Origin of the sequence: Pseudomonas sp. BP8 (assembly GCF_017875955.1) — a bacterium.
GTDB lineage: Bacteria > Pseudomonadota > Gammaproteobacteria > Pseudomonadales > Pseudomonadaceae > Aquipseudomonas.
Genome location: NZ_JAGINK010000001.1, coordinates 31447 through 52633, shown reverse-complemented (window position 1 = coordinate 52633; position 21187 = coordinate 31447). Strand labels below are relative to the sequence as shown.

18 protein-coding genes are annotated in these 21187 nt (G+C 62.5%); 6 read left to right on the top strand and 12 right to left on the bottom strand.

Annotated features, from left to right (window positions below):
* The first annotated feature begins 29 nt into the window (after positions 1 to 29).
* Together folB and folK are read left to right on the top strand one after the other, a co-directional pair.
* Positions 30 to 386: a dihydroneopterin aldolase gene (gene folB / locus J3B00_RS00240; RefSeq protein WP_186552690.1), complete on the top strand. Its 357-nt coding sequence runs from the start codon at positions 30 to 32 to the stop codon at positions 384 to 386.
* Positions 377 to 886: a 2-amino-4-hydroxy-6-hydroxymethyldihydropteridine diphosphokinase gene (gene folK / locus J3B00_RS00235; RefSeq protein WP_209861817.1), complete on the top strand. Its 510-nt coding sequence runs from the start codon at positions 377 to 379 to the stop codon at positions 884 to 886. The genes folB and folK overlap by 10 nt, the downstream gene beginning before the upstream one ends.
* Before the next feature lie 126 nt (positions 887 to 1012).
* Here folK and J3B00_RS00230 read toward each other — a convergent pair whose 3' ends face one another.
* From J3B00_RS00230 to J3B00_RS00180, 11 genes are all read right to left on the bottom strand, one after another.
* Complete coding sequence (locus tag J3B00_RS00230) at positions 1013 to 2158, bottom strand: multifunctional CCA addition/repair protein (RefSeq protein WP_209861814.1); 1146 nt, start codon at positions 2156 to 2158, stop codon at positions 1013 to 1015.
* A 58-nt stretch (positions 2159 to 2216) separates the two neighbouring features.
* Complete coding sequence (locus J3B00_RS00225) at positions 2217 to 3785, bottom strand: SpoVR family protein (RefSeq protein ID WP_209861812.1); 1569 nt, start codon at positions 3783 to 3785, stop codon at positions 2217 to 2219.
* Entirely contained in the window at positions 3782 to 5053 is a 1272-nt protein-coding gene (locus J3B00_RS00220) for a YeaH/YhbH family protein (RefSeq protein WP_209861807.1), read from the bottom strand. The genes J3B00_RS00225 and J3B00_RS00220 overlap by 4 nt, the downstream gene beginning before the upstream one ends.
* A gap of 125 nt (positions 5054 to 5178) precedes the next feature.
* Positions 5179 to 7101 carry a PrkA family serine protein kinase gene (locus J3B00_RS00215; RefSeq protein WP_209861804.1) on the bottom strand — a complete coding sequence of 641 codons (1923 nt, stop codon included), beginning with the start codon at positions 7099 to 7101 and terminating at the stop codon, positions 5179 to 5181.
* A 280-nt stretch (positions 7102 to 7381) separates the two neighbouring features.
* The gene (gene glpE / locus J3B00_RS00210; protein ID WP_209861801.1) at positions 7382 to 7711 is read right to left on the bottom strand and encodes a thiosulfate sulfurtransferase GlpE; all 330 of its coding nucleotides are present in this window, start codon (positions 7709 to 7711) and stop codon (positions 7382 to 7384) included.
* Between the two features lie 32 nt (positions 7712 to 7743).
* Positions 7744 to 8607 (bottom strand): symmetrical bis(5'-nucleosyl)-tetraphosphatase, encoded by an 864-nt coding sequence (locus J3B00_RS00205; protein ID WP_209861799.1) that lies wholly within the window; start codon positions 8605 to 8607, stop codon positions 7744 to 7746.
* On the bottom strand, positions 8607 to 8987 hold the full coding sequence (gene apaG, locus J3B00_RS00200; protein WP_209861796.1) for a Co2+/Mg2+ efflux protein ApaG: 381 nt from the start codon (positions 8985 to 8987) through the stop codon (positions 8607 to 8609). Before apaG ends, J3B00_RS00205 begins: the two co-directional genes overlap by 1 nt.
* Before the next feature lie 163 nt (positions 8988 to 9150).
* Positions 9151 to 9954, bottom strand: coding sequence for a 16S rRNA (adenine(1518)-N(6)/adenine(1519)-N(6))-dimethyltransferase RsmA (rsmA, locus tag J3B00_RS00195; RefSeq protein WP_209861793.1), 804 nt, complete (start codon positions 9952 to 9954; stop codon positions 9151 to 9153).
* Positions 9951 to 10940: a 4-hydroxythreonine-4-phosphate dehydrogenase PdxA gene (pdxA, locus tag J3B00_RS00190; protein ID WP_209861790.1), complete on the bottom strand. Its 990-nt coding sequence runs from the start codon at positions 10938 to 10940 to the stop codon at positions 9951 to 9953. The genes rsmA and pdxA overlap by 4 nt, the downstream gene beginning before the upstream one ends.
* Positions 10937 to 12256, bottom strand: coding sequence for a peptidylprolyl isomerase SurA (gene surA / locus J3B00_RS00185; RefSeq protein WP_209861787.1), 1320 nt, complete (start codon positions 12254 to 12256; stop codon positions 10937 to 10939). The genes pdxA and surA overlap by 4 nt, the downstream gene beginning before the upstream one ends.
* Positions 12237 to 15047, bottom strand: a complete 2811-nt coding sequence (locus J3B00_RS00180) for an LPS-assembly protein LptD (RefSeq protein WP_209861784.1) — start codon at positions 15045 to 15047, stop codon at positions 12237 to 12239. Before J3B00_RS00180 ends, surA begins: the two co-directional genes overlap by 20 nt.
* 130 nt (positions 15048 to 15177) lie before the next feature.
* Here J3B00_RS00180 and J3B00_RS00175 point away from each other — a divergent pair, with 130 nt between their 5' ends.
* From J3B00_RS00175 to J3B00_RS00165, 3 genes are read left to right on the top strand one after another with little or no spacing between them, the layout of a single operon-like run.
* Entirely contained in the window at positions 15178 to 16197 is a 1020-nt protein-coding gene (locus J3B00_RS00175) for a phosphotransferase (RefSeq protein WP_209861781.1), read from the top strand.
* Positions 16194 to 16865, top strand: a complete 672-nt coding sequence (murU, locus tag J3B00_RS00170) for an N-acetylmuramate alpha-1-phosphate uridylyltransferase MurU (RefSeq protein ID WP_209861778.1) — start codon at positions 16194 to 16196, stop codon at positions 16863 to 16865. Before J3B00_RS00175 ends, murU begins: the two co-directional genes overlap by 4 nt.
* Position 16866: 1 nt before the next feature.
* Positions 16867 to 17631 carry a TerB family tellurite resistance protein gene (locus J3B00_RS00165; RefSeq protein WP_209874470.1) on the top strand — a complete coding sequence of 255 codons (765 nt, stop codon included), beginning with the start codon at positions 16867 to 16869 and terminating at the stop codon, positions 17629 to 17631.
* A 99-nt stretch (positions 17632 to 17730) separates the two neighbouring features.
* Here J3B00_RS00165 and J3B00_RS00160 read toward each other — a convergent pair whose 3' ends face one another.
* Positions 17731 to 18699 carry an alpha/beta hydrolase family protein gene (locus J3B00_RS00160; RefSeq protein WP_209861776.1) on the bottom strand — a complete coding sequence of 323 codons (969 nt, stop codon included), beginning with the start codon at positions 18697 to 18699 and terminating at the stop codon, positions 17731 to 17733.
* 95 nt (positions 18700 to 18794) lie between these two features.
* Between J3B00_RS00160 and J3B00_RS00155 the strand changes: the two genes are divergently transcribed.
* Positions 18795 to 21182: a sensor histidine kinase gene (locus tag J3B00_RS00155; protein WP_209861773.1), complete on the top strand. Its 2388-nt coding sequence runs from the start codon at positions 18795 to 18797 to the stop codon at positions 21180 to 21182.
* Positions 21183 to 21187 lie beyond the last annotated feature (5 nt).

The following is a 21187-nucleotide window of genomic DNA, read 5'->3' as shown; positions in this document are numbered from 1 at the left end:
CGCCCTTGTCGTGCTGTGGAGAGAAGTGCTTGGACAGAGTGTTCATCGAAGGCCTGGAAGTCGATACCGTGATCGGTGCCTATGACTGGGAACGGGATATTCGTCAGTGCCTGCGCCTGGACTTGAGCTTCGCCTGGGACAACCGCCCGGCCGCCGCCGGCGATGACCTGAGCCTGGCTCTGGACTACGCCAGTGTCTCGGCGCGCGTTCAGGCGTTTGCCGAGCAGGCGCGCTTCGAGTTGGTCGAGACTTTTGCCGAGCGTCTGGTGGCGGTGCTGATGGACGAGTTTCACATTCCTTGGGTACGTCTGAAGCTGACCAAGCCTGGTGCTGTACCCGCAGCCCGTGGTGGTGTTGGCGTGGAGATCGAGCGCGGATGTCTTTGAGCACGGTATACCTGGGGCTGGGCAGCAACGTTGATCGCGAAGAGCACCTGTGTGCCGGGCTCGATGCCTTGGCCGGGTTTCTTGGCGAGATGCGCTGTTCGCCGGTCTTCGAAAGCCAGGCGGTGGGGATCAAGAGCGGCCCGTTCTTCAATCTGGTGGTAACGGGGCAGACCGACTTGCCACTGATGGAGCTGGATCGTCGGCTCAAGTTCATCGAGGCCGAGAATGGCCGTTATGCGCCTGAGCGCAAGGGCTTGCCGCTGGACATTGACGTGCTCATGTATGACGACCTGCACGGCGCGTTCGATGGCTTGGTGCTACCACGGGCCGAGATCCTCAAGAATGCCTTTGTGTTGTGGCCGTTGTCGCTGATTGCGCCGTCGTTGCTGCATCCGGGGGCGGGCAAGAACATGGCGCAGTTGTGGCAGGAGGCGCGTATCGAGCAGGTGCTGGCACCGGTGCCGTTCGAGTGGCGCGGGTTGCAGCTGACCCGAATTTAACCGCTTGTTGGTTGTTGGCGGGGACTCTGTAGGAGCGGGCTTGACCCGCGAACACCGGCGAAGCCGGTGCCCTACATCACGGTGCCTGAGCTGGCCTCTTCGCGGGGCAAGCCCGCTCCTGCAGGATCAGTTTCGCTGCGCGATAGCGCTTTGCGTATAGGCCTCAAGCGCCTTCAGTCGCTCAGCCTTGAGTGCCGCTCCCAGCGCCTGCCCGGTCAGGCCTTGGGCCACCAGTGACTTCACCTCCACTGCCTTGGCCGCCGCTACCGCACCGCGCAGGTAATCGCCCTGTGGATAATCTTCGCCGCCCCGCCCGCGGGCATCCATCGCGCACGCGGCGATAAAGTCCTCGAACCGTTGCGGTCGGCGATACACATCGAATTTCTGCAACAGATCCAGCAAGGTCGCTGCATCCAACTGCTGCGCGCGATGGCAGTGCGCCTGAAACTCACCGACCAGCAGCGCCAGTTCCTGGCACTCGCGGGGAGCCTTGAAGCGCTGGTTGACGGCGTTGATGGCCGTGCCAAGTGCCTGGGTCAGGCACGCCCAGCGGACATTCAGTGGCTGCTGATGCTTCGCGGCCTGCTCCAGCGCGGCGAGGGTGTGCATACCTGCGTCCTGCGGCGCAGCGAACAGCGCATCGAGCTCGGGCATCAGCTCTCTCAGCGCGTCGCAATCACGTAGCACCTGGATGAACACCTGCGGCTGCTCTTCCATCAGTGCGCGCTCGATTTCCTTCCAGCTGCGCTCTGCGGTCAGTGCCTGCAGCTCGCCCGAGGCGCTGATCTGGCGCATCAGTTCGAGGGTCTCTGGGGCTACCCTGAAGCCCAGTGGCGCATAGCGCGCAGCAAAGCGCGCGACGCGCAATACTCGCAATGGGTCTTCGGCAAACGCCGGGGATACATGGCGTAAAATACGCTGATCAAGGTCTTTTTTGCCGAAATAAGGATCGTACAAGTTGCCCTGTTGGTCCTCGGCCATGGCATTGATGGTCAGGTCGCGACGGATCAGGTCTTGTTCGAGAGTGACGTCGGGGCTGGCGTGGAAAACGAAGCCGCCGTAGCCGCGCCCGCTTTTGCGCTCGGTGCGAGCCAGAGCGTATTCCTGCCCGCTCTTGGGGTCGATGAAGACTGGGAAATCAGCCCCTACCGGGCGATAGCCCAGGGCCTGCATCTGTTCAACCGTAGCGCCGACTACCAGCCAGTCGACATCGCTGACCGGGCGGCCGAGCAGGCGGTCGCGCACGGCGCCGCCGACTTTGTAGATCTGCATATGAAACCTCCGTTGCTGGCAACAGGATACCCTGTCGACAGCAACGCAGGTGCTCGGGCTAGAGGTGATGCACCACGGCCAGGTCCATGCGTCCGTAGTCGCCGCTTTCGCCATGCTCACCGCGGGGCGGCATGTGGTGGGTTTTCATGACCTGGTCACCTTGTACGGTTTCCAGGTGGATATCGAAGCCCCACAGGCGGTGCAGGTGTTTGAGCACTTCTTCGGTGGAGTCGCCCAGTGGCTTGCGGTTGTGCTGCTGATGGCGCAGCGTCAGCGAGCGATCACCGCGACGATCAATGCTCCAGATCTGCACGTTGGGCTCGCGGTTGCCCAGGTTGTATTGCGAGGCGAGTTGTTCACGAATGACTCGATAGCCGTCTTCGTCATGGATGGCCGGCACCAGCAAGTCATCGCGCTGGTCGTCATCGAGGATGCTGAACAGCTTCAGATCACGGATCACCTTGGGCGACAGGTATTGCAGGATGAAACTTTCGTCCTTGAAGCTGCTCATGGCGAACTTGATGGTAGACAGCCAATCACTGCCGGCAATGTCGGGGAACCAGCGGCGATCTTCGTCGGTGGGGTGTTCGCAGATGCGCCGAATGTCGGTATACATCGCAAAGCCCAGGGCATACGGGTTGATGCCGCTGTAATACGGGCTGTCGAAGCCTGGCTGGAACACCACGCTGGTGTGCGACTGCAAGAACTCCATCATGAAGCCTTCGGTCACCAACCCCTCGTCATACAGGTCATTCATCAGCGTGTAGTGCCAGAAAGTGGCCCAGCCTTCGTTCATTACCTGGGTCTGACGCTGTGGATAGAAATACTGGGCGATCTTGCGCACGATGCGCACCACTTCGCGCTGCCACGGTTCCAGCAGGGGAGCATGTTTTTCGATGAAATAAAGGATGTTTTCCTGCGGTTCGGCGGGGAAGCGTGCATCGTCGCGCTCGTTGCCTTTTTCTGCGCCCTTGGGAATCGTCCGCCAGAGGTCGTTGATTTGCCGCTGCAGGTGCTCTTCGCGTTCCTTCTGGCGCCGGCGTTCTTCTTCGGCAGAGATCGGGTAGGGGCGCTTGTAGCGGTCTACGCCGTAGTTCATCAGCGCATGGCAGGAGTCGATCAGGTCTTCAACCGCATCGATGCCATGACGCTCTTCGCATTGGGCGATGTACTGCTTGGCGAACACCAGGTAATCGATGATCGAGCTGGCGTCGGTCCAGGTGCGGAACAGGTAATTGCCCTTGAAAAAACTATTGTGGCCGTAGCAGGCATGGGCGATCACCAGTGCCTGCATGCACATGGTGTTTTCTTCCATCAGGTAGGCGATGCACGGATCGGAGTTGATCACGATCTCGTACGCCAGGCCCATCTGGCCGCGGGTGTAGGACTTCTCGGTGCTGAGGAACTGTTTGCCGTAGGACCAGTGGTGATAGCCCAGCGGCATGCCGACCGACGCATAGGCGTCCATCATCTGTTCGGCGGTAATCACCTCGATCTGGTTGGGGTAGGTGTCCAGCGCGTAACGTTCGGCCAGCCGGCTGATTTCACGGTCGTAGGTCTGGATCAGGTCGAACGTCCACTCGGACCCGATGGAAATGGGTTGGCGTCTCTGTGCTCTTGCGGTCATGTGGCTAACCTGCGCTGGAAGAGTTCACGGAAGACCGGATAGATATCGCCGGCCGAGACCAACTGCTGCTGGGCGAAGGTGTCAGGGAATGACTCGCCGATACGCTCGTATTCGTACCACAGCGCCTGGTGCTCGCGCGGTGTGATTTCGACGTAAGTGTAGTACTGCACGTGCGGCATGATCTGCTTGGAGAGGATCTCGCGGCAGATCGGCGAATCGTCGTTCCAGTTATCACCGTCCGAGGCTTGGGCGGCATAGATGTTCCAGTCGTTGGTCGGGTAGCGTTCGGCCATGATCTCCTGCATCAGCTTGAGCGCGCTGGAAACGATGGTGCCGCCGGTTTCCCGGGAATAGAAGAACTCTTCTTCGTCGACCTCGCGGGCACTGGTGTGGTGGCGGATGAACACCACGTCGATCCGGTCATAGTTTCGCTTGAGGAACAGGTACAGCAGGATGAAGAAGCGTTTGGCAATGTCCTTGGTGGCCTGGGTCATCGAGCCGGACACGTCCATCAGGCAGAACATGACGGCCTTGGAACTGGGATTGGGCTGCTTCACCAGCAGGTTGTATTTAAGGTCGAAGGTGTCGAGGAAGGGCAGGCGATTGATCCGCGCACTGAGGCGCTCGATTTCTGCCTCTATGGCCTGAATGTCGGTGAAGTTGTCCGGCTCTTCCACTTTCAGTCGAGCCAGCTCGGCCTTGGCGTCGCGCAGCAGGGCACGGCTGCTGCCGGTCAGGGCAATACGCCGGGCATGCGCCGAGCGCAGGGTGCGGATGATGTTGATGCGTGCCGGGTTGCCTTCGTTGCTGATACCGGCGCGGACGGTCTTGAAGGTGTCGGTGCCGCTCAGTTGGCGCTTGACCAGGTTGGGCAGCTCGAGGTCCTCGAACATGAATTCGAGGAATTCTTCCTGGGTGATCTGGAAGACGAAGTCATCCATGCCATCGCCGGAGTTACCGGCCTTGCCACGGCCGCCGCCGCCTCCACCGCCCTGAGGCCGCGGGATGTGTTCGCCAGCAGTGAATTCCTTGTTGCCGGGATGGACGACGGTCTGTTTGCCGCCACGCCCGTGGTGCAGCACCGGTTCGTCGATATCACGACCGGGGATACTGATCTGCTCGCCGTGCTCCATGTCCATGATGGAGCGGCGGCTGACCGCCTCTTCGACGGCTTTCTTGATGTGGTCACGGTACCGGCGCAAAAAGCGCTGGCGGTTGACCGTGCTCTTGTTCTTGCCGTTCAGGCGTCGGTCGATTACGTAGCTCATGGGCCCTCCGGTAGCTGCGCAGCAGCTTCAAGCTGCAATACGGAGCGGTCGCCGCCACTGCAAGCCGGACGCGTACCGGAGGTACACGACGCCCAGCTTGCAGCGTGAGGCTAGTGGCTCGCCGCTTACTGCGATTTTCTGACCCGCAGGTACCATTCCGAGAGCAGGCGCACCTGCTTGTCGGTGTAGCCACGTTCCACCATCCGGGTGACGAAGTCGTTGTGCTTCTGTTGGTCTTCCTTGCTGGCCTTGGCATTGAAGCTGATGACCGGCAGCAGGTCTTCGGTGTTGGAGAACATTTTCTTCTCGATCACCACCCGCAGCTTCTCGTAGCTCAGCCAGGTTGGGTTCTTGCCATTGTTGTTGGCCCGGGCGCGCAACACGAAGTTGACGATCTCGTTGCGGAAATCCTTCGGATTGCTGATACCGGCTGGCTTCTCGATCTTTTCCAGTTCTTCGTTGAGGGCGATACGGTTGAGGATCTCGCCGGTCTCCGGATCGCGGTACTCCTGGTCCTGAATCCAGAAATCGGCGTACAGCACGTAACGGTCGAAGATGTTCTGGCCGTATTCGCTGTAGGACTCGAGGTAGGCGGTCTGGATTTCCTTGCCGATGAACTCGATGTAGCGCGGTGCCAGGTATTCCTTGAGGAAGCGCAGGTAACGCTCACGCACCTCGGCCGGAAACTGCTCCTGTTCGATCTGCTGTTCCAGCACATACAGCAGGTGTACCGGGTTGGCGGCCACTTCGTGGGCGTCGAAGTTGAACACCTTGGAGAGGATCTTGAAGGCGAAGCGGGTCGACAGACCGTTCATGCCTTCGTCGACCCCGGCCGAGTCGCGGTACTCCTGGATCGATTTTGCCTTGGGATCGGTGTCCTTGAGGTTTTCGCCGTCGTAGACGCGCATCTTCGAATAGATGTTGGAGTTTTCCGGCTCCTTCAGGCGCGAGAGCACGGTGAACTGGGCGAGCATCTTCAAGGTGTCAGGCGCGCAATGGGCTTTGGCCAGCGAACTGTTGAACAGCAGTTTGTCGTAGATCTTGATCTCGTCGCTGACCCGCAGGCAGTAGGGCACCTTGACGATATAGATCCGGTCGATGAAGGCTTCGTTGTTCTTGTTGTTGCGGAAGGTGTGCCACTCCGATTCGTTGGAGTGCGCCAGCAGGATCCCGGAGTAGGGGATCGCGCCCAGGCCTTCGGTACTGTTGTAGTTGCCTTCCTGAGTGGCGGTCAGCAGCGGGTGGAGCACCTTGATCGGTGCCTTGAACATCTCGACGAATTCCATCAGGCCCTGGTTGGCCCGGCACAGCGCGCCGGAATAGCTGTAGGCGTCGGCGTCGTTCTGCGGGAATTCTTCGAGCTTGCGGATATCCACCTTGCCCACCAGGGCGGAGATATCCTGGTTGTTCTCATCGCCGGGTTCGGTCTTGGCGACGGCGATCTGGTTGAGGATCGACGGGTAGAGTTTGACCACCTTGAACTGGCTGATGTCGCCCCCGAACTCGGCCAGTCGCTTGGTCGCCCAGGGCGACATGATGGTGTTGAGGTAGCGGCGCGGGATGCCGAAATCTTCTTCGAGGATCGCGCCATCTTCGGTGGCGTTGAACAGCCCAAGCGGCGATTCGAAGACCGGTGAGCCTTTGATCGCGTAGAAGGGCACCTTTTCCATCAGTTGCTTGAGTTTCTCGGCCAGGGACGATTTACCGCCACCCACCGGGCCCAGCAAATAGAGGATCTGTTTCTTCTCTTCCAGGCCTTGGGCGGCATGGCGGAAGTAGGAGACGATCTGGTCGATGCACTCTTCCATGCCATGGAAGTCGGCAAAGGCCGGATAGCGACGGATCACCTTGTTGGAGAAGATTCGCGACAGCCTGGAGTTGGTTGAGGTGTCGATCACCTCCGGCTCGCCGATGGCCAGTAACAGCCGTTCGGCCGCCGAAGCGTATGCGCTGCGATCCTGCTTGCACAGCTCGAGGTACTCCTGCAGCGAAAGTTCTTCCTGGCGGGTTGACTCGAAACGTTGTTGGAAGTGGCTAAAAATACTCATGACGTCACCTCGCTCGATACCTGGAGCCGACGCCGGATCAATCAGCTGATGCTGGCATGCAACCGGGTTCGCCGGTTGCTGTATACCCCCCAGAACACCCTTGAAGCGCTACCGATGACCCGCACGCCGGTGTACCGGCTCTCCCCTTTTTGGATGGCCTGGGCTTAAGAATAGTTGGTTCTGCGCAAGGTCAAGGGCGCGAGGCCGAGAAGTTGCCTACGACCGTTCGTCAGGTCTGGCGCCAGCCCGCTCGGGGCGCGGGCTGCAGGGGAGTGAAAATTTATTCGGCGGAGCCTTGAGCGGTCTCGGCCGGATAGGTGCCGCGCCACAGTTCGAAGCCGCCGTCGAGGCTGTAGACCTCGGAAAAGCCCTGGCCAACCAGGTAGGCAGCGGCGCTTTGGCTGGAGTTGCCGTGATAGCAGACGACGACAGTGGGCTGATCGAGGTCGGCGTTGCGGATGAAGTCGGCGACCGAGTGGTTATCCAGGTGCTGCGCGCCGCTGATATGGCCGGCGGCATAGGCTTGCGGGTCGCGAATGTCGACCACGACGGCACCTTGCTCGCGCAGGGCCTGGGCCTGTTCGGGAGGGATGCGCTTGAATTCGCTCATGGGGCGGGTTCCTTCAGGACTGATCGTTCATGTTAGCTGGCAGTGCCGCTTGGGGCATGCGCCGGCGGGCGGACAGTGCCGCTGTCGGCACAGTCGCAGCGGTGCAGTTCGCCGCTGTCGACATTGTACAAAGTCATCGCGCCGCCCCATACGCAGCCGGTATCCAGGGCAATCACGCCCGGCGCGTGCACGCGTCCTTCGAGCGCGGCCCAATGACCGAAGATGATCTTGACGTGGCGCGAGCGGCGCTCTTTGTGGGCGAACCAGGGCTTGTAGCCTTTAGGCGCCGAGTCCAGGCCTTCCTTGCTCTTGAGGTCGAGCTTACCCTCGGCGGTACAGAAACGCATGCGGGTAAAGTAGTTGGTGATGACCCGCAAGCGCTCGACACCGGTCAGGTTCTTGCTCCACTTGTTCGGCTCATTACCGTACATGCCGTCCAGATAGAGCTTGAACCGTGCATCGTCGCGCAGCACGTGTTCAACCTCGGCGGCCAGCTCCAGGGCTTGGCCCAGCGTCCACTGGGGCGGGATGCCTGCATGGACGAGGGCGACGCCGCGGGGCTCGTCGTAATGCAGCAGCTTCTGCTGACGCAGCCAGTCGAGCAGTTGGTCGGCGTCGGGGGCTTCGATGATCTCGCGCAGGGTGTCGCTTTTTTTCAGGCGCTCGACGTTGTGCCAGGCGGCCAGCAGGTGCAGGTCGTGATTGCCCAGCACGCAGACCAGCGAGTCGCGCATGCCATACAGGAAGCGCAAGGTTTCCAACGACTGCGGGCCACGGTTGACCAAGTCACCGACCAGCCACAGGCGGTCGACGGCAGGGTTGAAGCGGACCCGTTCGAGGAGGCATTTGAGCGGTTCGAGGCAGCCCTGCAGGTCGCCAACGGCGTACACCGCCATCAGTGCAGGGCCCCAGGCACGGCGAGGCGGAACGGCGCAATGGTGGCGTCGAAGCGCTTACCGTCCTCGGCAAACATCTGATAACTGCCCTGCATGGCACCGACCCGGGTGCTGATCACCGCGCCGCTGCTGTAGGTATGGCTCTGGCCAGGCTCGATCAACGGCTGCTGGCCGACCACGCCGGAGCCACGCACTTCTTCGACTTCACCGTCGCCATTGGTGATCAGCCAATGCCGGGACATCAGCTTGGCGGCGACCGTGCCGCTGTTCTGTACGGTAATGGTGTAGGCGAACGCGAAACGCTCGTTGTCGGGATCGGATTGTTCTTTGAGGTAGCGGGTCACGACGCTGACGTCGATCTGGTATCGGGAATCGGACATGCAAAGGCCTTGAGCAGACGTGCGAATACGGCAATGGATGCAGTCTAGGCTATCGGCGGGGCTTGAGGCCAGTTGTGTGCAGGGAAGGGGTGTTGGCGGTGCCGGCCTCATCGCGGGGCAAGCCCGCTGCCGCGCAGGCGCGATGAGGTCGGTACGGGGCAGCTTACTGGGCAGGCTGCTCGGCGAGCTTGTCGGCCAGGCGCACGAAGGCGGCCAGGTCGAGCTGCTCCGGACGCAGGCTGCCGTCAACGCCGGCGGCTTCGATGGCCTGGCTGTCGAGCAGGCCCTTGAGGGTGTTGCGCAGGGTCTTGCGGCGCTGGTTGAAGGCTTCGCGAACGACGCGTTCGAGCAGCAGGTGGTCCTTGGCCGGGAACGGCAGCACTTCGTGCGGCACCAGCCGGACAATGGCCGAATCGACCTTGGGTGGCGGGTTGAATGCGCCGGGGCCGACATTGAACAGGTGCTCGACCCGGCAATGGTACTGGACCATGATCGACAGGCGGCCCCAGTCACCACCGCCAGGGCCTGCGGCCATGCGCTCGACCACTTCCTTCTGCAGCATGAAGTGCATGTCGCGAATCAGCCCGGCATGGCTCAGCAGATGGAAGATCAGCGGGGTGGAGATGTTGTAGGGCAGGTTGCCAACCACTTTCAGGCTGCGCGCCGGGGCGCCCAGCTGGTTGAAGTCGAACTTCAGCGCATCGCCCTGGTGCAGGCGGAAATTGTCGCGGTTGGCGAACTTGTGCTGGAGGATCGGCACCAGGTCCTTGTCCAGCTCGACCACGTCGAGCTGCGCGCCGCTGCCCAGCAGGCCTTCGGTGAGGGCGCCCTGGCCCGGGCCGATTTCCAGCAGGTGCTCGCCAGGCTTGGCGTGGATGGCACGCAGGATGCGGTCGATGACCCCGGCGTCGTGCAGGAAGTTCTGGCCAAAGCGCTTGCGCGCCTTGTGTTGGTATTGCTCGTTCATGGTCGGTTCTCGGCCATCTGGTAGGCGGTTTGCAGCGCGACGCGCAGGCTGCCGGTGTCGACCTTGCCGCTGCCGGCCAGGTCCAGGGCAGTGCCGTGATCGACCGACGTGCGGATGATCGGCAGACCCAGGGTCACATTGACCGCAGCGCCAAAGCCTTTGTACTTGAGTACCGGCAGGCCCTGGTCGTGATACATCGCCAGCACCGCGTCGCAGTGCTCCAGATATTTGGGGGTAAACAGGGTATCGGCCGGCAATGGGCCGCGCAGGTCCATTCCTTCGGAGCGCAGGCGTTGCAATGCGGGCTCGATGATGTCGATTTCTTCGCGGCCGAGGTGGCCGCCTTCGCCGGCGTGCGGATTGAGGCCGCAGACCAGGATGCGCGGGTTGGCAATGCCGAACTTGTCACGCAGGTCGGCGTGCAGGATGCGGGTGACCCGTTGCAGACGCTCGTCAGTGATGGCGTCGGCGATCTCGCGCAGGGGCAGGTGAGTGGTGACCAGGGCCACGCGCAGGCCATGGGTCGCCAGCATCATGACCACCTGCGGAGTGTGGGTCAGGTCGGCAAGGAACTCGGTATGCCCGGAGAAGGCGATACCGCTTTCGTTGATCACACCCTTGTGCACCGGCGCGGTGATCATCCCGGCAAAACTGCCGTCGAGGCAGCCGTTGCCGGCGCGCGTCAGGGTTTCGAGGACGAATGCCGCATTGGCCTTGTCGAGCTTGCCGGGCACCACCGGTGTGGCCAGCGGTGTGTCCCAGACGTACAGGCTGCCGGCAGGCGCTGCCTGGTCGGGCCAGTTGTCGGGTGTCACCGTCAACAGGCTGATCGCCAGCCCCAGCTGCGTGGCCCGCTCAGCGAGCAGGTCACGGCTGGTGATGGCGATCAGGGGGTGAGGCTGGGCCTCGATGGCGAGCAGCAGGCACAGGTCGGGACCTATGCCTGCTGGCTCGCCGGGCGTGACGGCGAAGCGCAGGGGCTTCACTGAGCGGCCTGGTCGGCGCCAGGCAGCTTGATCTCAACGTAGGCTTCGTCGCGGATCTGGCGCAGCCAGGTCTGCAGCTCTTCGTCGTACTTGCGGTTGCGCAACACGCTCAGTGCCTGTTGTTCACGGGCCTGTTCGGTGCTGTCGGTGGCGCGGCGGCCGAGTACTTCGAGCACATGCCAGCCGTACTGGGTACGGAATGGCTTGGTCACTTGGCCTTGCTGGGCGGTGGCCATCTGTTCACGGAACTCAGGCACCAGGCTGTTCGGGTCGATCCAGTTGAGGTCGCCGCCATTGAGCGCCGAACCCGGATCTTCCGAGAAGCTTTTCGCCAGGGTAGCGAAGTCTTCGCCGTCCTTGATGCGCTCATAGAGCTTCTCGGCGAGCTGCTCGGTGGCGGCGTCGCTGCGAATCTCGCTGGGCTTGATCAGGATGTGACGAACATGCACTTCATCACGCAGGACGCTTTCGCTGCCGCCGCGCTTTTCTTCGAGCTTGAGGATGATGAAGCCGTTGGGGATACGAATCGGTTGAGTGATTTCACCCTCGGACAGGCTGCTCAGCATCTTGGCGAAGTCGGGTGGCAGCTGACCTGCCTTGCGCCAGCCCATTTCGCCGCCTTCCAGAGCGTTCTCGCTGGCCGAGCGGGCAATTGCCAGCTGGCCGAAGTCTGCACCCTGCTTGAGCTGCTGGTACACCTCGCCAGCTTGGCGCGCAGCGGCCTGGATGGCGTCCGAATTGGCGCTTTCCGGGGTCGGGATGAGGATGTTGGCCAGGCGGAACTCTTCCGACAGCTGCATCTTGCCCAGGTCGGACGCGAGGAAGTTCTTCACTTCCTGCTCGGAAACCTGGATACGCTCGGCAACCCGACGCTGACGCACGCGGCTGATGATCATCTCGCGCTTGACCTGATCGCGGGCGTCATCGAACGACAGGCCGTCGTGGGACAGGGCGGCGCGGAACTGATCCAGCGACATGCCGTTGCGCTGGGCAATGGTGCCGATGGCCTGGTTCAGCTCTTCGTCAGTGATGCGGATGCCCGAACGTTCGCCAATCTGCAACTGCAGGTTTTCGACGATCAGGCGTTCCAGGACCTGCTGGTCCAGTGCGCCGGGAGGCGGGGTGCCACCACCGCGCTTGGCGATGGTCTGCTCCACTTCACGAACGCGCTGGTCCAATTGGCTCTTCATGACCACGTCGTTGTCGACGATGGCCACTACGCTGTCCAGAGGTTGCACCGCGGCATGCACCGCGCCACTCAGTAATACAGCGCCCAGCATCAGCGGGCGCAGGCGATCAATAAGCTTGGTCTTCACGTGTACGATAACCTTGAATGCCTTGGTCGAGGAAAGACTCGACCTTGTTGCCCACGACGCCACCGAGGCCTTTCAGCACGATCTGCAGGAAGATGCCGTGGTCGCCTTTTTCGTTCGCTGGAATCGCCTGGCTGAAGTCGTCGTTGTCGACCCAGTAGCGGTTGATCAGGCGCAGTTTCCAGCAGCAGTTGTCATATTCGAAACCACCCATGGCTTCCAGGGTGCGGTTGCGGTTGTAGTCATGCTGCCAACGCGCGATCACGCTCCACTGCGGCACGATCGGCCAGATGACCGAGAAGTCGTGCTGCTGGATCTTGTAGTAGTCCTTGATGAAGTTCGGATCGCCCGGCGTGCCATAGTCGCCGCCGCCCACTTTCCAGGTACCGGTCAGCGAATCGTAGGTGATCATGTCGTTGCGGTAGCGATAACCGAAGTTGACGATCTTGTTCGGATTGTCTTCAGGCTGGTAGTGGAACATGGCACTGCCGGAGCGGGTGCTGCGGCTGTCCGGATCCCAGTTGAAGTCCGAATTGAAGCGCCAGTCGCGGTTGAAGTTGTAGGCGTAGACCAGTGCGTACGGCGATACGTCGGCCTGGCTGTCCTTGCGCGTACGGTAGTCGATGCCTGGCAGTTGGACCTTGCGATCCTGGAAGTACAAGGCCTGGCCGATGCTGAAGCTTTGACGTTCGAAACCGTTGTCTTCGATCCAGCGGGTGGTCACGCCGAGCGACAGCTTGTTCTCGTCACCGATGCGATCGCTACCGGCGAAGCGGTTGTCGCGGAACAGCGAGTCGTAGCTGAACAGGGTTTCACCCGAATCGAAAATCGGGATGTCCTGCTGTTCCTTGTTCGGTACATAAAGGTAGAACAGCCGCGGTTCGAGTGTCTGGCGGTAGTTTGTGCCGAACAGCGAGGTGTTGCGGTCGAAGTACAGGCCACTGTCGACACTGAAGACCGGTACGTCGCGGTTGATCGAACTGCTGTAGCTGCCGAACCCAGGGTTGGCCGACTGAGCCTCTGCCTGGGTTTTACCCTGGCTGTCGAGGTCCAGGTCATAGTGTGTATAGACGTACTTCAACTTAGGCGTGACATAACCGTAGCTGGCAGTCATCGGCAGGCTGATTGCAGGCGCGAAATTCAGTCGGGTGCCGTTGGCGCGGGCAATACCGGAGACGTTTTCATCCAGGCGGCGGCCTTCGGCGCCTGCGGAGAAGTCAGGGTTGCCATCTTTATCCCGGACAAAGTCGTCCTTCAGGTCACGCTCGAAGCGCACTGCTTCAGTGTCATAGCTGAAGTTCAAACCGCCCGGGCGGAACGGCAGGGTACCGTTGAAGGTAACCTGCGGCAGCCGGTCATACGGCGTGATCTGGGAGATGGTCGCCAGCTCGTAGGCCTGTACGTTCAACCGCGCGGCGTAGCTGTCGCCACGGTAGGTCAAGGCGCCTTGCTGGTTGACGAAGTCGGAGGTCTCGATGCCGACCTGATCCGATTCCAGATCCTGGAAGTAGAACGGATCGCTGATCTTGGTGTAATCCACCTCGGTCATCAGACGCTCGTCGAGGCCGCCCTTGTGCTGCCAGTTGATCATGTAGCGATCTTTCTGGTAATCGGTCTGCTTCTCGCGATCGTTGCTTTCGTCGTTGAGGAATGCACCGCCGAACTGCCCTTCGCTGGACTTGGTCAGGTAGCGGAACTCGCCTTCCATCAGCAGGCCGCGCTTGGTCATGTAGCGCGGGTACAACGTGGCGTCATAGTTCGGCGCCAGGTTGAAGTAGTACGGCGTGACCAGCATGAAGCCGGTGTCGCTGCTGGAGCTGAACGACGGCGGCAGGAAGCCGGACTGGCGACGGTCATCGATCGGGAAGTAGATATACGGTGTGTAGAACACCGGAATATCCTTGACCCGCAGGGTGACGTTGGTCGCGGTACCGAAACCGGTGGCCGGGTTCAAGGTGATGTTGTTGCCTTTCAGCTGCCAGGCATTGCTGCCAGGTTCGCAGGTGGTATAGGTACCATCCTTGAGGCGAATGATGGCGTTTTCGCCACGCTTGGCGTACAGGGCGTTACCGCGGATACGCGATTTGTGCATCACGTATTCGGCGTTGTCGACCTGAGCCTCGCCGGTATCCAGCTGGATCTGTGCCTGGTCACCGACGACCAGCGAGCCGTTGTCGCGAATCTTGACGTTGCCCTTGAGCTCGCCACGGTTCTCGGCCTGATAGAGGTTGGCCTCGTCGGCTTCGACCTGCATGCTGCCCTGGCGCATGACCACGTCGCCCGCGAGGGTAGCGATCTGCTGCTCCTGCTGGTACTTGGACACCTTGGCATTGAGGTAGGTCGGCGACTCGTCCTTGGGCGTGGTGTCGTTCATGCCCGGCCGGGTAGGCTCGACATAGGCACCCGCGCAATACGGACCGGTCTCGGCCAACTGGGCGGCCGTGAGCTTCTCGCGCGGGACCCAGTCCAGGTGGCTGTAGTCTTCGCTGCGGGTTTTCAGGCCGCGGCCTTTGCTCTCGGTGACCAGCATCGGCTTGGGCTCGCCGTCGACGCTGGCACTGCCAGCCTCGGCTTCGGTGCCCGAACTGAGCGCTGCGCCATCGTGCACGGGGCGCGGTGGCAGCGTGCTGACAGAGGTCTTGGGCTTGCAGTCCCAACCACCGGAAGCGGACACTTGGCAGTCAAACTGCTCGGCTGCCACCACGTACGAGGTGGCCAGAGGTTGCAGTACCAGCAAACTGCCTGTCACCAGCAACGGAAACTTTCTACGAAACGCGGGGGATTTCAATGCCATCTTATTAGTCCGGGCTTCCTGCGTGCCATCTGCCCGCGTGTGGGGCCGCACGCCTCTCGATGGTCTGAAAAAGATGCTGGATAATAAAGCATGACCCGCTTGACGGCTAGGGCCGTCGGAGACCCTTGTAATGCCTGATCATGATCTACGCCTTGAACTACTCAAAGACTGGCTCAAACCGCAACTGCTCGCCCTGTTCCAGATAAACGGCTGGGGTGAGGTGCCTGAAGGCAGCCTGACCGCCGCCAGCAGCGATGCGAGCTTCCGTCGTTATTTCCGCTGGCAGGGCGCCAACCGTAGCTTCGTGGTCATGGATGCGCCGCCCCCGCAAGAGAACTGCGCGCCGTTCGTGGCGATCGATCATCTGCTCGCCAGTGCGGGCGTACATGTCCCGACCATTCATGCCGAAGACCTGCAGCGCGGTTTTCTGCTGCTGGGTGACCTGGGCCACCAGACATACCTGGATATCATTGATGGCGATAACGCCGATGGCCTGTTTGCCGACGCCATCGATGCCCTGCTGGCGTTCCAGCGCCTGCCGATGGATGCAGCGCTGCCCAGCTACGACGATGCCCTGTTGCGCCGCGAGCTCGAGCTGTTCCCCGAGTGGTACGTCGGTCACGAGCTGGGCCTGGCCCTGGATGAAGCGCAGCAGGCTCGCTGGCAGCGGGTCAGCCAGTTGCTGATCGACAGCGCCCTGGCCCAGCCGAAAGTGCTGGTGCACCGCGACTACATGCCGCGCAACCTGATGCACAGTGCGCCCAACCCGGGTGTGCTGGACTTCCAGGATGCGGTCTACGGGCCGGTGACCTATGACATTACCTGCCTGTTCAAGGATGCCTTCCTCAGCTGGCCGCAGGCGCGTGTCGAGGGCTGGTTGGGCGATTACTGGGAGAAGGCGCGGGTTGCCGGAATCCCGGTACATGCCGATTTCGAGGCGTTTCAGCGGGCCAGCGACCTGATGGGCGTGCAGCGTCACCTCAAGGTGATCGGCATCTTTGCGCGGATCTGCCACCGTGACGGCAAGCCACGCTATCTCGGCGACGTGCCGCGCTTCTTCGCCTACATCGATGAAGTGATCACGCGGCGTCCGGAGCTGGCTGAGCTGGGCCAGCTGATCAATGAACTGACCGGCGAGGCGCGTCCATGAAGGCGATGATCCTCGCTGCCGGCAAGGGCGAGCGCATGCGCCCGTTGACCCTGCATACCCCCAAACCGTTGGTGCCGGTGGCTGGCCAGCCACTGATCGAGTATCACCTGCGCGCCCTGGCGGCTGCCGGGGTCAGCGACGTGGTGATCAACCACGCCTGGTTGGGCCAGCAGATCGAGGATCACCTGGGCGATGGCAGTCGGTTCGGCCTGAGCATCCGCTACTCGGCCGAAGGCGAGCCGCTGGAGACGGGCGGTGGCATCTTCAAGGCGTTGCCGTTGCTCGGTGATGCGCCATTCTTGCTGATCAACGGCGATATCTGGACCGATTACGACTTCAGCCGTCTGCACGCGCCGAGCGATGGTTTGGCGCATCTGGTTCTGGTCGACAACCCGGGACACCACGGCCGCGGCGACTTCCGTCTGCAGGGCGAGCAGGTTGTCGACGGTGACGAGGCTCCGGGCACGCTGACGTTCAGCGGCATCTCGGTGCTCGACCCGGCGTTGTTCGAGGGTTGTCAGGCGGGCGCCTTCAAACTGGCGCCGTTGCTGCGCAAGGCTATGGCTGCTGGCAAGGTCACGGGTGAGCACCATCGGGGGCACTGGGTTGACGTTGGTACCCTGGAACGCCTTGCCGAGGTTGAACGCTTGATTGGCGAGCGCACCTGACGTGTGGTGGCCGAGTACAGTGATCGGTGCCGGAGCAGGCTTTGCGGTTGCCAGTATCCCGGGTGCCTTGCTCGGCGCCTTGCTCGGCCAGGCGATGGACCGGCGCCTGCGCCTGCGTGGCTGGGAAGACCTGCGCGAGCGCTTGGGTGGGCGCCCGGCGCTGCGTGACGAAGAGCTGCTGTTTGTCTTGCTGGGGCGGCTGGCCAAGAGCGATGGCCGGGTCGGCGAGGGGCACATTCAGCAGGCGCGGCATGAGATGGCGCGGCTGGGCATGGCCGAGCCTGCCCGCTTGCGTGCGATCGCAGCGTTCAACCGTGGCAAGACCGGCAAGCAACGGCTTGGCCCTTACCTGCGGCGCATCAAGGACCAGCCGCATGCGGCAGAAGGCACGCTGCGCGCGTGCTGGCGGATGGTCTGGGCCGATGGCAAGGCCGGGCGCCATGAACGGGACTTGGTCCTGGACTGGGGGCAGGCGCTTGGCCTGAGTCGGCGGCAGGCGCAGGCACTGTCGCTGGAGTACGAGCCGCGCAAGGCTACGGTGGAAGGCAGCGCCATGACTTACGCTGCGGCCTTGCGGGTGCTTGGCGTCGAGGCTGATACCGAGCCGGACAAGCTCAAGCAGGCTTATCGACGCCTGCTTAGTCGGCACCATCCGGACAAGCTGGTGGGCAGTGGCGCGAGCGAGGCGCGGGTGCGGGAGGCGACCGATAAGACTCGCGAGCTGCACCAGGCCTATGCCCTGATTCGCAAGCGGAGGGGGGTGTAGCCCTAAGTTGATCGGGTGACTGTGCCGGCCTCTTCGCGGGACAAGCCCGCTCCTACAGAATTTACGCAATCCCGCGAAGAGGCAGGCACAGCCTGCAGATCACTCCTGGGGTGTTAACCACCCTCGCACCCGGCGAAACAGCTGCTCTTGTTCCGCCGCCTTGTTGCCTGGCATGGCAATCAGCGACAACTGCCGATACTGACTGTCCTGCTGGCGCTTGCTCGCCTGCAGGCGCAGTTCGGCCGCGCGGCGGTCGGCGGTGCGCGTGGCGTAGTACAGGTCTGCTGTTGGCACTTTCAGCGTTGGGGTTAGGCTCTCCAAGTCATGCTCGACCCGCGCCGGTGTCTGTGCAGCCACCATGACCAGCTTTTGCACCTGCGGCGGCTGCCGCTCGCTCAGGTAACGGGCCGCCCAGTAGGCGCCGCTGCCATTGCCGAGGAGGACGATGCTGCGGGCTTTCTGTTGCTGGGCGTAGGCCACCGCCGCATCAAGCCGGGCAAAGATCCGCTCGGCATCAGCCTGGTCGGTCTGTTCGCTGGCCTCGACTGCGTCGGTGCCCTGAGCGGTATCGGCGTCGGCAGCGGTTGCCTGGGCGACATTGGCGTTGGCATCGGCAGGCGTGTCCTTGGCCGGAGCGGCTTCGCCGTTGCCTTTGTCCGGTTGCGCCGAGGGCGCCTGCTCGACGCGCGCTTGCGGGCTGTCAGCGAGCAGGTCGGGCAGGCTTATGCTCAGGCTGTGCCAGCCGGCATCGGGAAACTTGCGCCGAAGCGGGCCAACCGTACTGGGCCAGTCGGCAGTTTCCCCGGCACCAGGGACGATGATCAGCGCGCCCTGCGGGTCGCTGTCGTTGGCGGGTTTCCACAGTGCCAGAAAACGCTCGCCGCCAGCTTCCAGCATTTGCTGTTCCACTTTGGGCACCTGTCGCTCAAGCGCCTGGGCGTCTTCCTGGCTGCGTTCGATCAGCGCAGGGCGAGGAACGGGCGTTTCGGCCTCTGCGGCGCGCGCACCGAGCGGTACCAGCGAAGCCAGGCAGCACATTGCCAGCGTCGTGCGATAAAGTGTCAACATGAACCGATCCAAGGCCAGAGTGATACCGGCAGCCTAATAGTATTTGTCCGCGACGGCCACGGCTGATGGCCGCGCTTGCCAAGACGAGCGTATAGATGAAGCGAATGCGTCGCCTGTTGGTTATCGGCTGCCTGTGTCTGCCCTTGATCGCCTTGGCCAGGCCTGCGCCGACGCCGTCGGTAGCCCTGGAGCCTGCCCAGCAGCAGTGGCTGGATGAGAACCGCAGCCTGCGGGTTGGCCTGGTCCTGCAGGCGCCATACGCCCAGTTTGATCGGCGTCTGCAACAGCTGTATGGAGCCAACGTCGAGCTGGTCAACTGGCTGGCGCAGGCGCTCAGGCTCGACCTGACCTGGCGCAATTACGCCGACCAGGCCGCCCTTGAGCATGCACTGCAGGCCGGCGAGATCGATTTTGCCCCTGGCCTGACGCAAACCCCGGCCAGCTTGCGTGTGTGGCTGTTCAGCGACCCCTATATGCGTGTCCCGCAGCTGATGGTGGGGCAGCGCACCGGAGCGGTCGCGGTCGAGCTGGAGAAACTCGGCTCCGCCGAGCGGGTTGCGGTGCGCATGCCCAGCGCCCTGGCCGACTACCTGCGGAGCAACTACGCCAATCTCAATCTGCAGGGGGTGCCCAACGAGCGCCAAGCCCTGCAGCTGCTCCTCGGCGGGCAGGCGAGCTATGCCGTGCTCGATGAAGCGCAGCTCAGCCGCTTGTCGCGCGAGAGTGAGTTCAGTGACCTGGCAGTGGTCGGTGACATCGGCCTGCCGCAGTTGCTGCGGGTCGGCTCGCGGCGTGACTGGCCGCTGCTGGCCGATGTGCTTGAACGTGGCCTGCAGAGCATGCCGGCCAAGGAACTGGAGCAGCTGCATCAACGCTGGCTGCAACCCAAGTATCCGCGGCTGAGCGAGAGCGCCGGCTTCTGGCAAAACCTGGCGCTGTTGTTTGGCATGTTGCTGTTATGCGCTATCGCCACGTTGGTCTGGCAGCGTCGCCAGCAACGCCAGCTGGAACGCAGCCTGCTGGCCGCGCGGGAAACCCTGGTCGAGCGCCAGGCGCACGAGGAGGCGCTGCGCCTGAGCCAGTTTTCCATCGACCAGAGCACGGTGGGTATCCTCTGGGTCAATTGGGACAGCCATGTCCGTTATGCCAACCACGCCGCCGAAGGCATGCTCGGTTATGGCCAGGGTGAGCTGCTCGAACGGCCGCTGATCGATTTTGAGCCGAACCTGCAGATGGACCGCTGGCTGCAGTTATGGCGGCGTGCGCGTACCGGTAATGGCGGCGCTGAGCACTTCGAAAGCCAGTGCTTGCGGGCTGACGGCAGCGTGCTGCCGGTAGACCTGTCGCTGAGCTTTTTGCGCTTTCGCGATGCCGAGTACCTGGTGGTGTTTCTCACCGATGTCACCGAGCGCCGCCGCGCCTTGGCCGCCTTACGCGAGAGCGAGGCACGGCTCAAGGGGATTGCCGGCAATGTGCCGGGCCTGGTGTTTCGCCTGGAGCGTGACCCGGCTGAGGGCGACCTGGAGTTTCCCTACGTCAGTGAAGGCAGTGAGGCTCTGGTTGGCTATGCGCCCGCGGCGATCCAGCACCCGCAGATGGGCCTGCGCAACCTGGTCCATCCGCAGGACCGGGCCGATTATCACCGGGTCCAGGACCTGGCCCTGGCCAACAATCAGGACTGGTCCTGGCAGGGGCGTATCCTCACCCGCCAGGGCGAGCAGCGCTGGGCTGATATCAAGGCCAGTGCCCGTCAGCTGGGCGATGGCCGGGTGGTGTGGGACGGGATTGTCTGGGACATCTCCCAGAGCAAGCGCGCCGAGCTGGCCCTGGCGCGCTCTCAGGGGCAGTTACGCGAGCTGTCGGCGCACCTGGAGAGCGTGCGTGAAGAGGAGAAGGCACGCATTGCCCGTGAAGTGCATGACGAACTGGGGCAGATGCTCACCGTGCTCAAGCTGGAGGTGTCGATGTGCGAGCTGGCTTATGCCGAGCTCGACCCAGGGCTGAACGAGCGCCTGTCGAGCATGAAGCGGCTGATCAGCCAACTGTTTCAGCTGGTCCGCGACGTGGCCACCGCGCTGCGGCCACCGATCCTCGATGCCGGCATCGCTTCGGCTATCGAGTGGCAGGCGCGGCGGTTTGAGGCGCGCACGCAAATCCCGTGTCTGGTACAAGTGCCGGATAATCTGCCAGCATTGAGCGATGCCAAGGCCATCGGCCTGTTTCGTATCCTGCAGGAAGCGCTGACCAACGTCATGCGCCATGCCCAGGCGCATACCGTGCAGATCCTGCTCGAGCGCGAAGCTGCGGTGCTGCGCATGAGTGTCATCGATGATGGCGTGGGGTTTTGTACCGAGCAGGCCAGGCCGACGTCGTTCGGCCTGGTCGGCGTACGTGAACGGGTGCTGATGCTCGGTGGCAGCATGACCCTGGACAGCGAGCCGGGCGAGGGCAGCAGCCTGAGCGTGGCGATTCCTCTGGATTAGGAGAA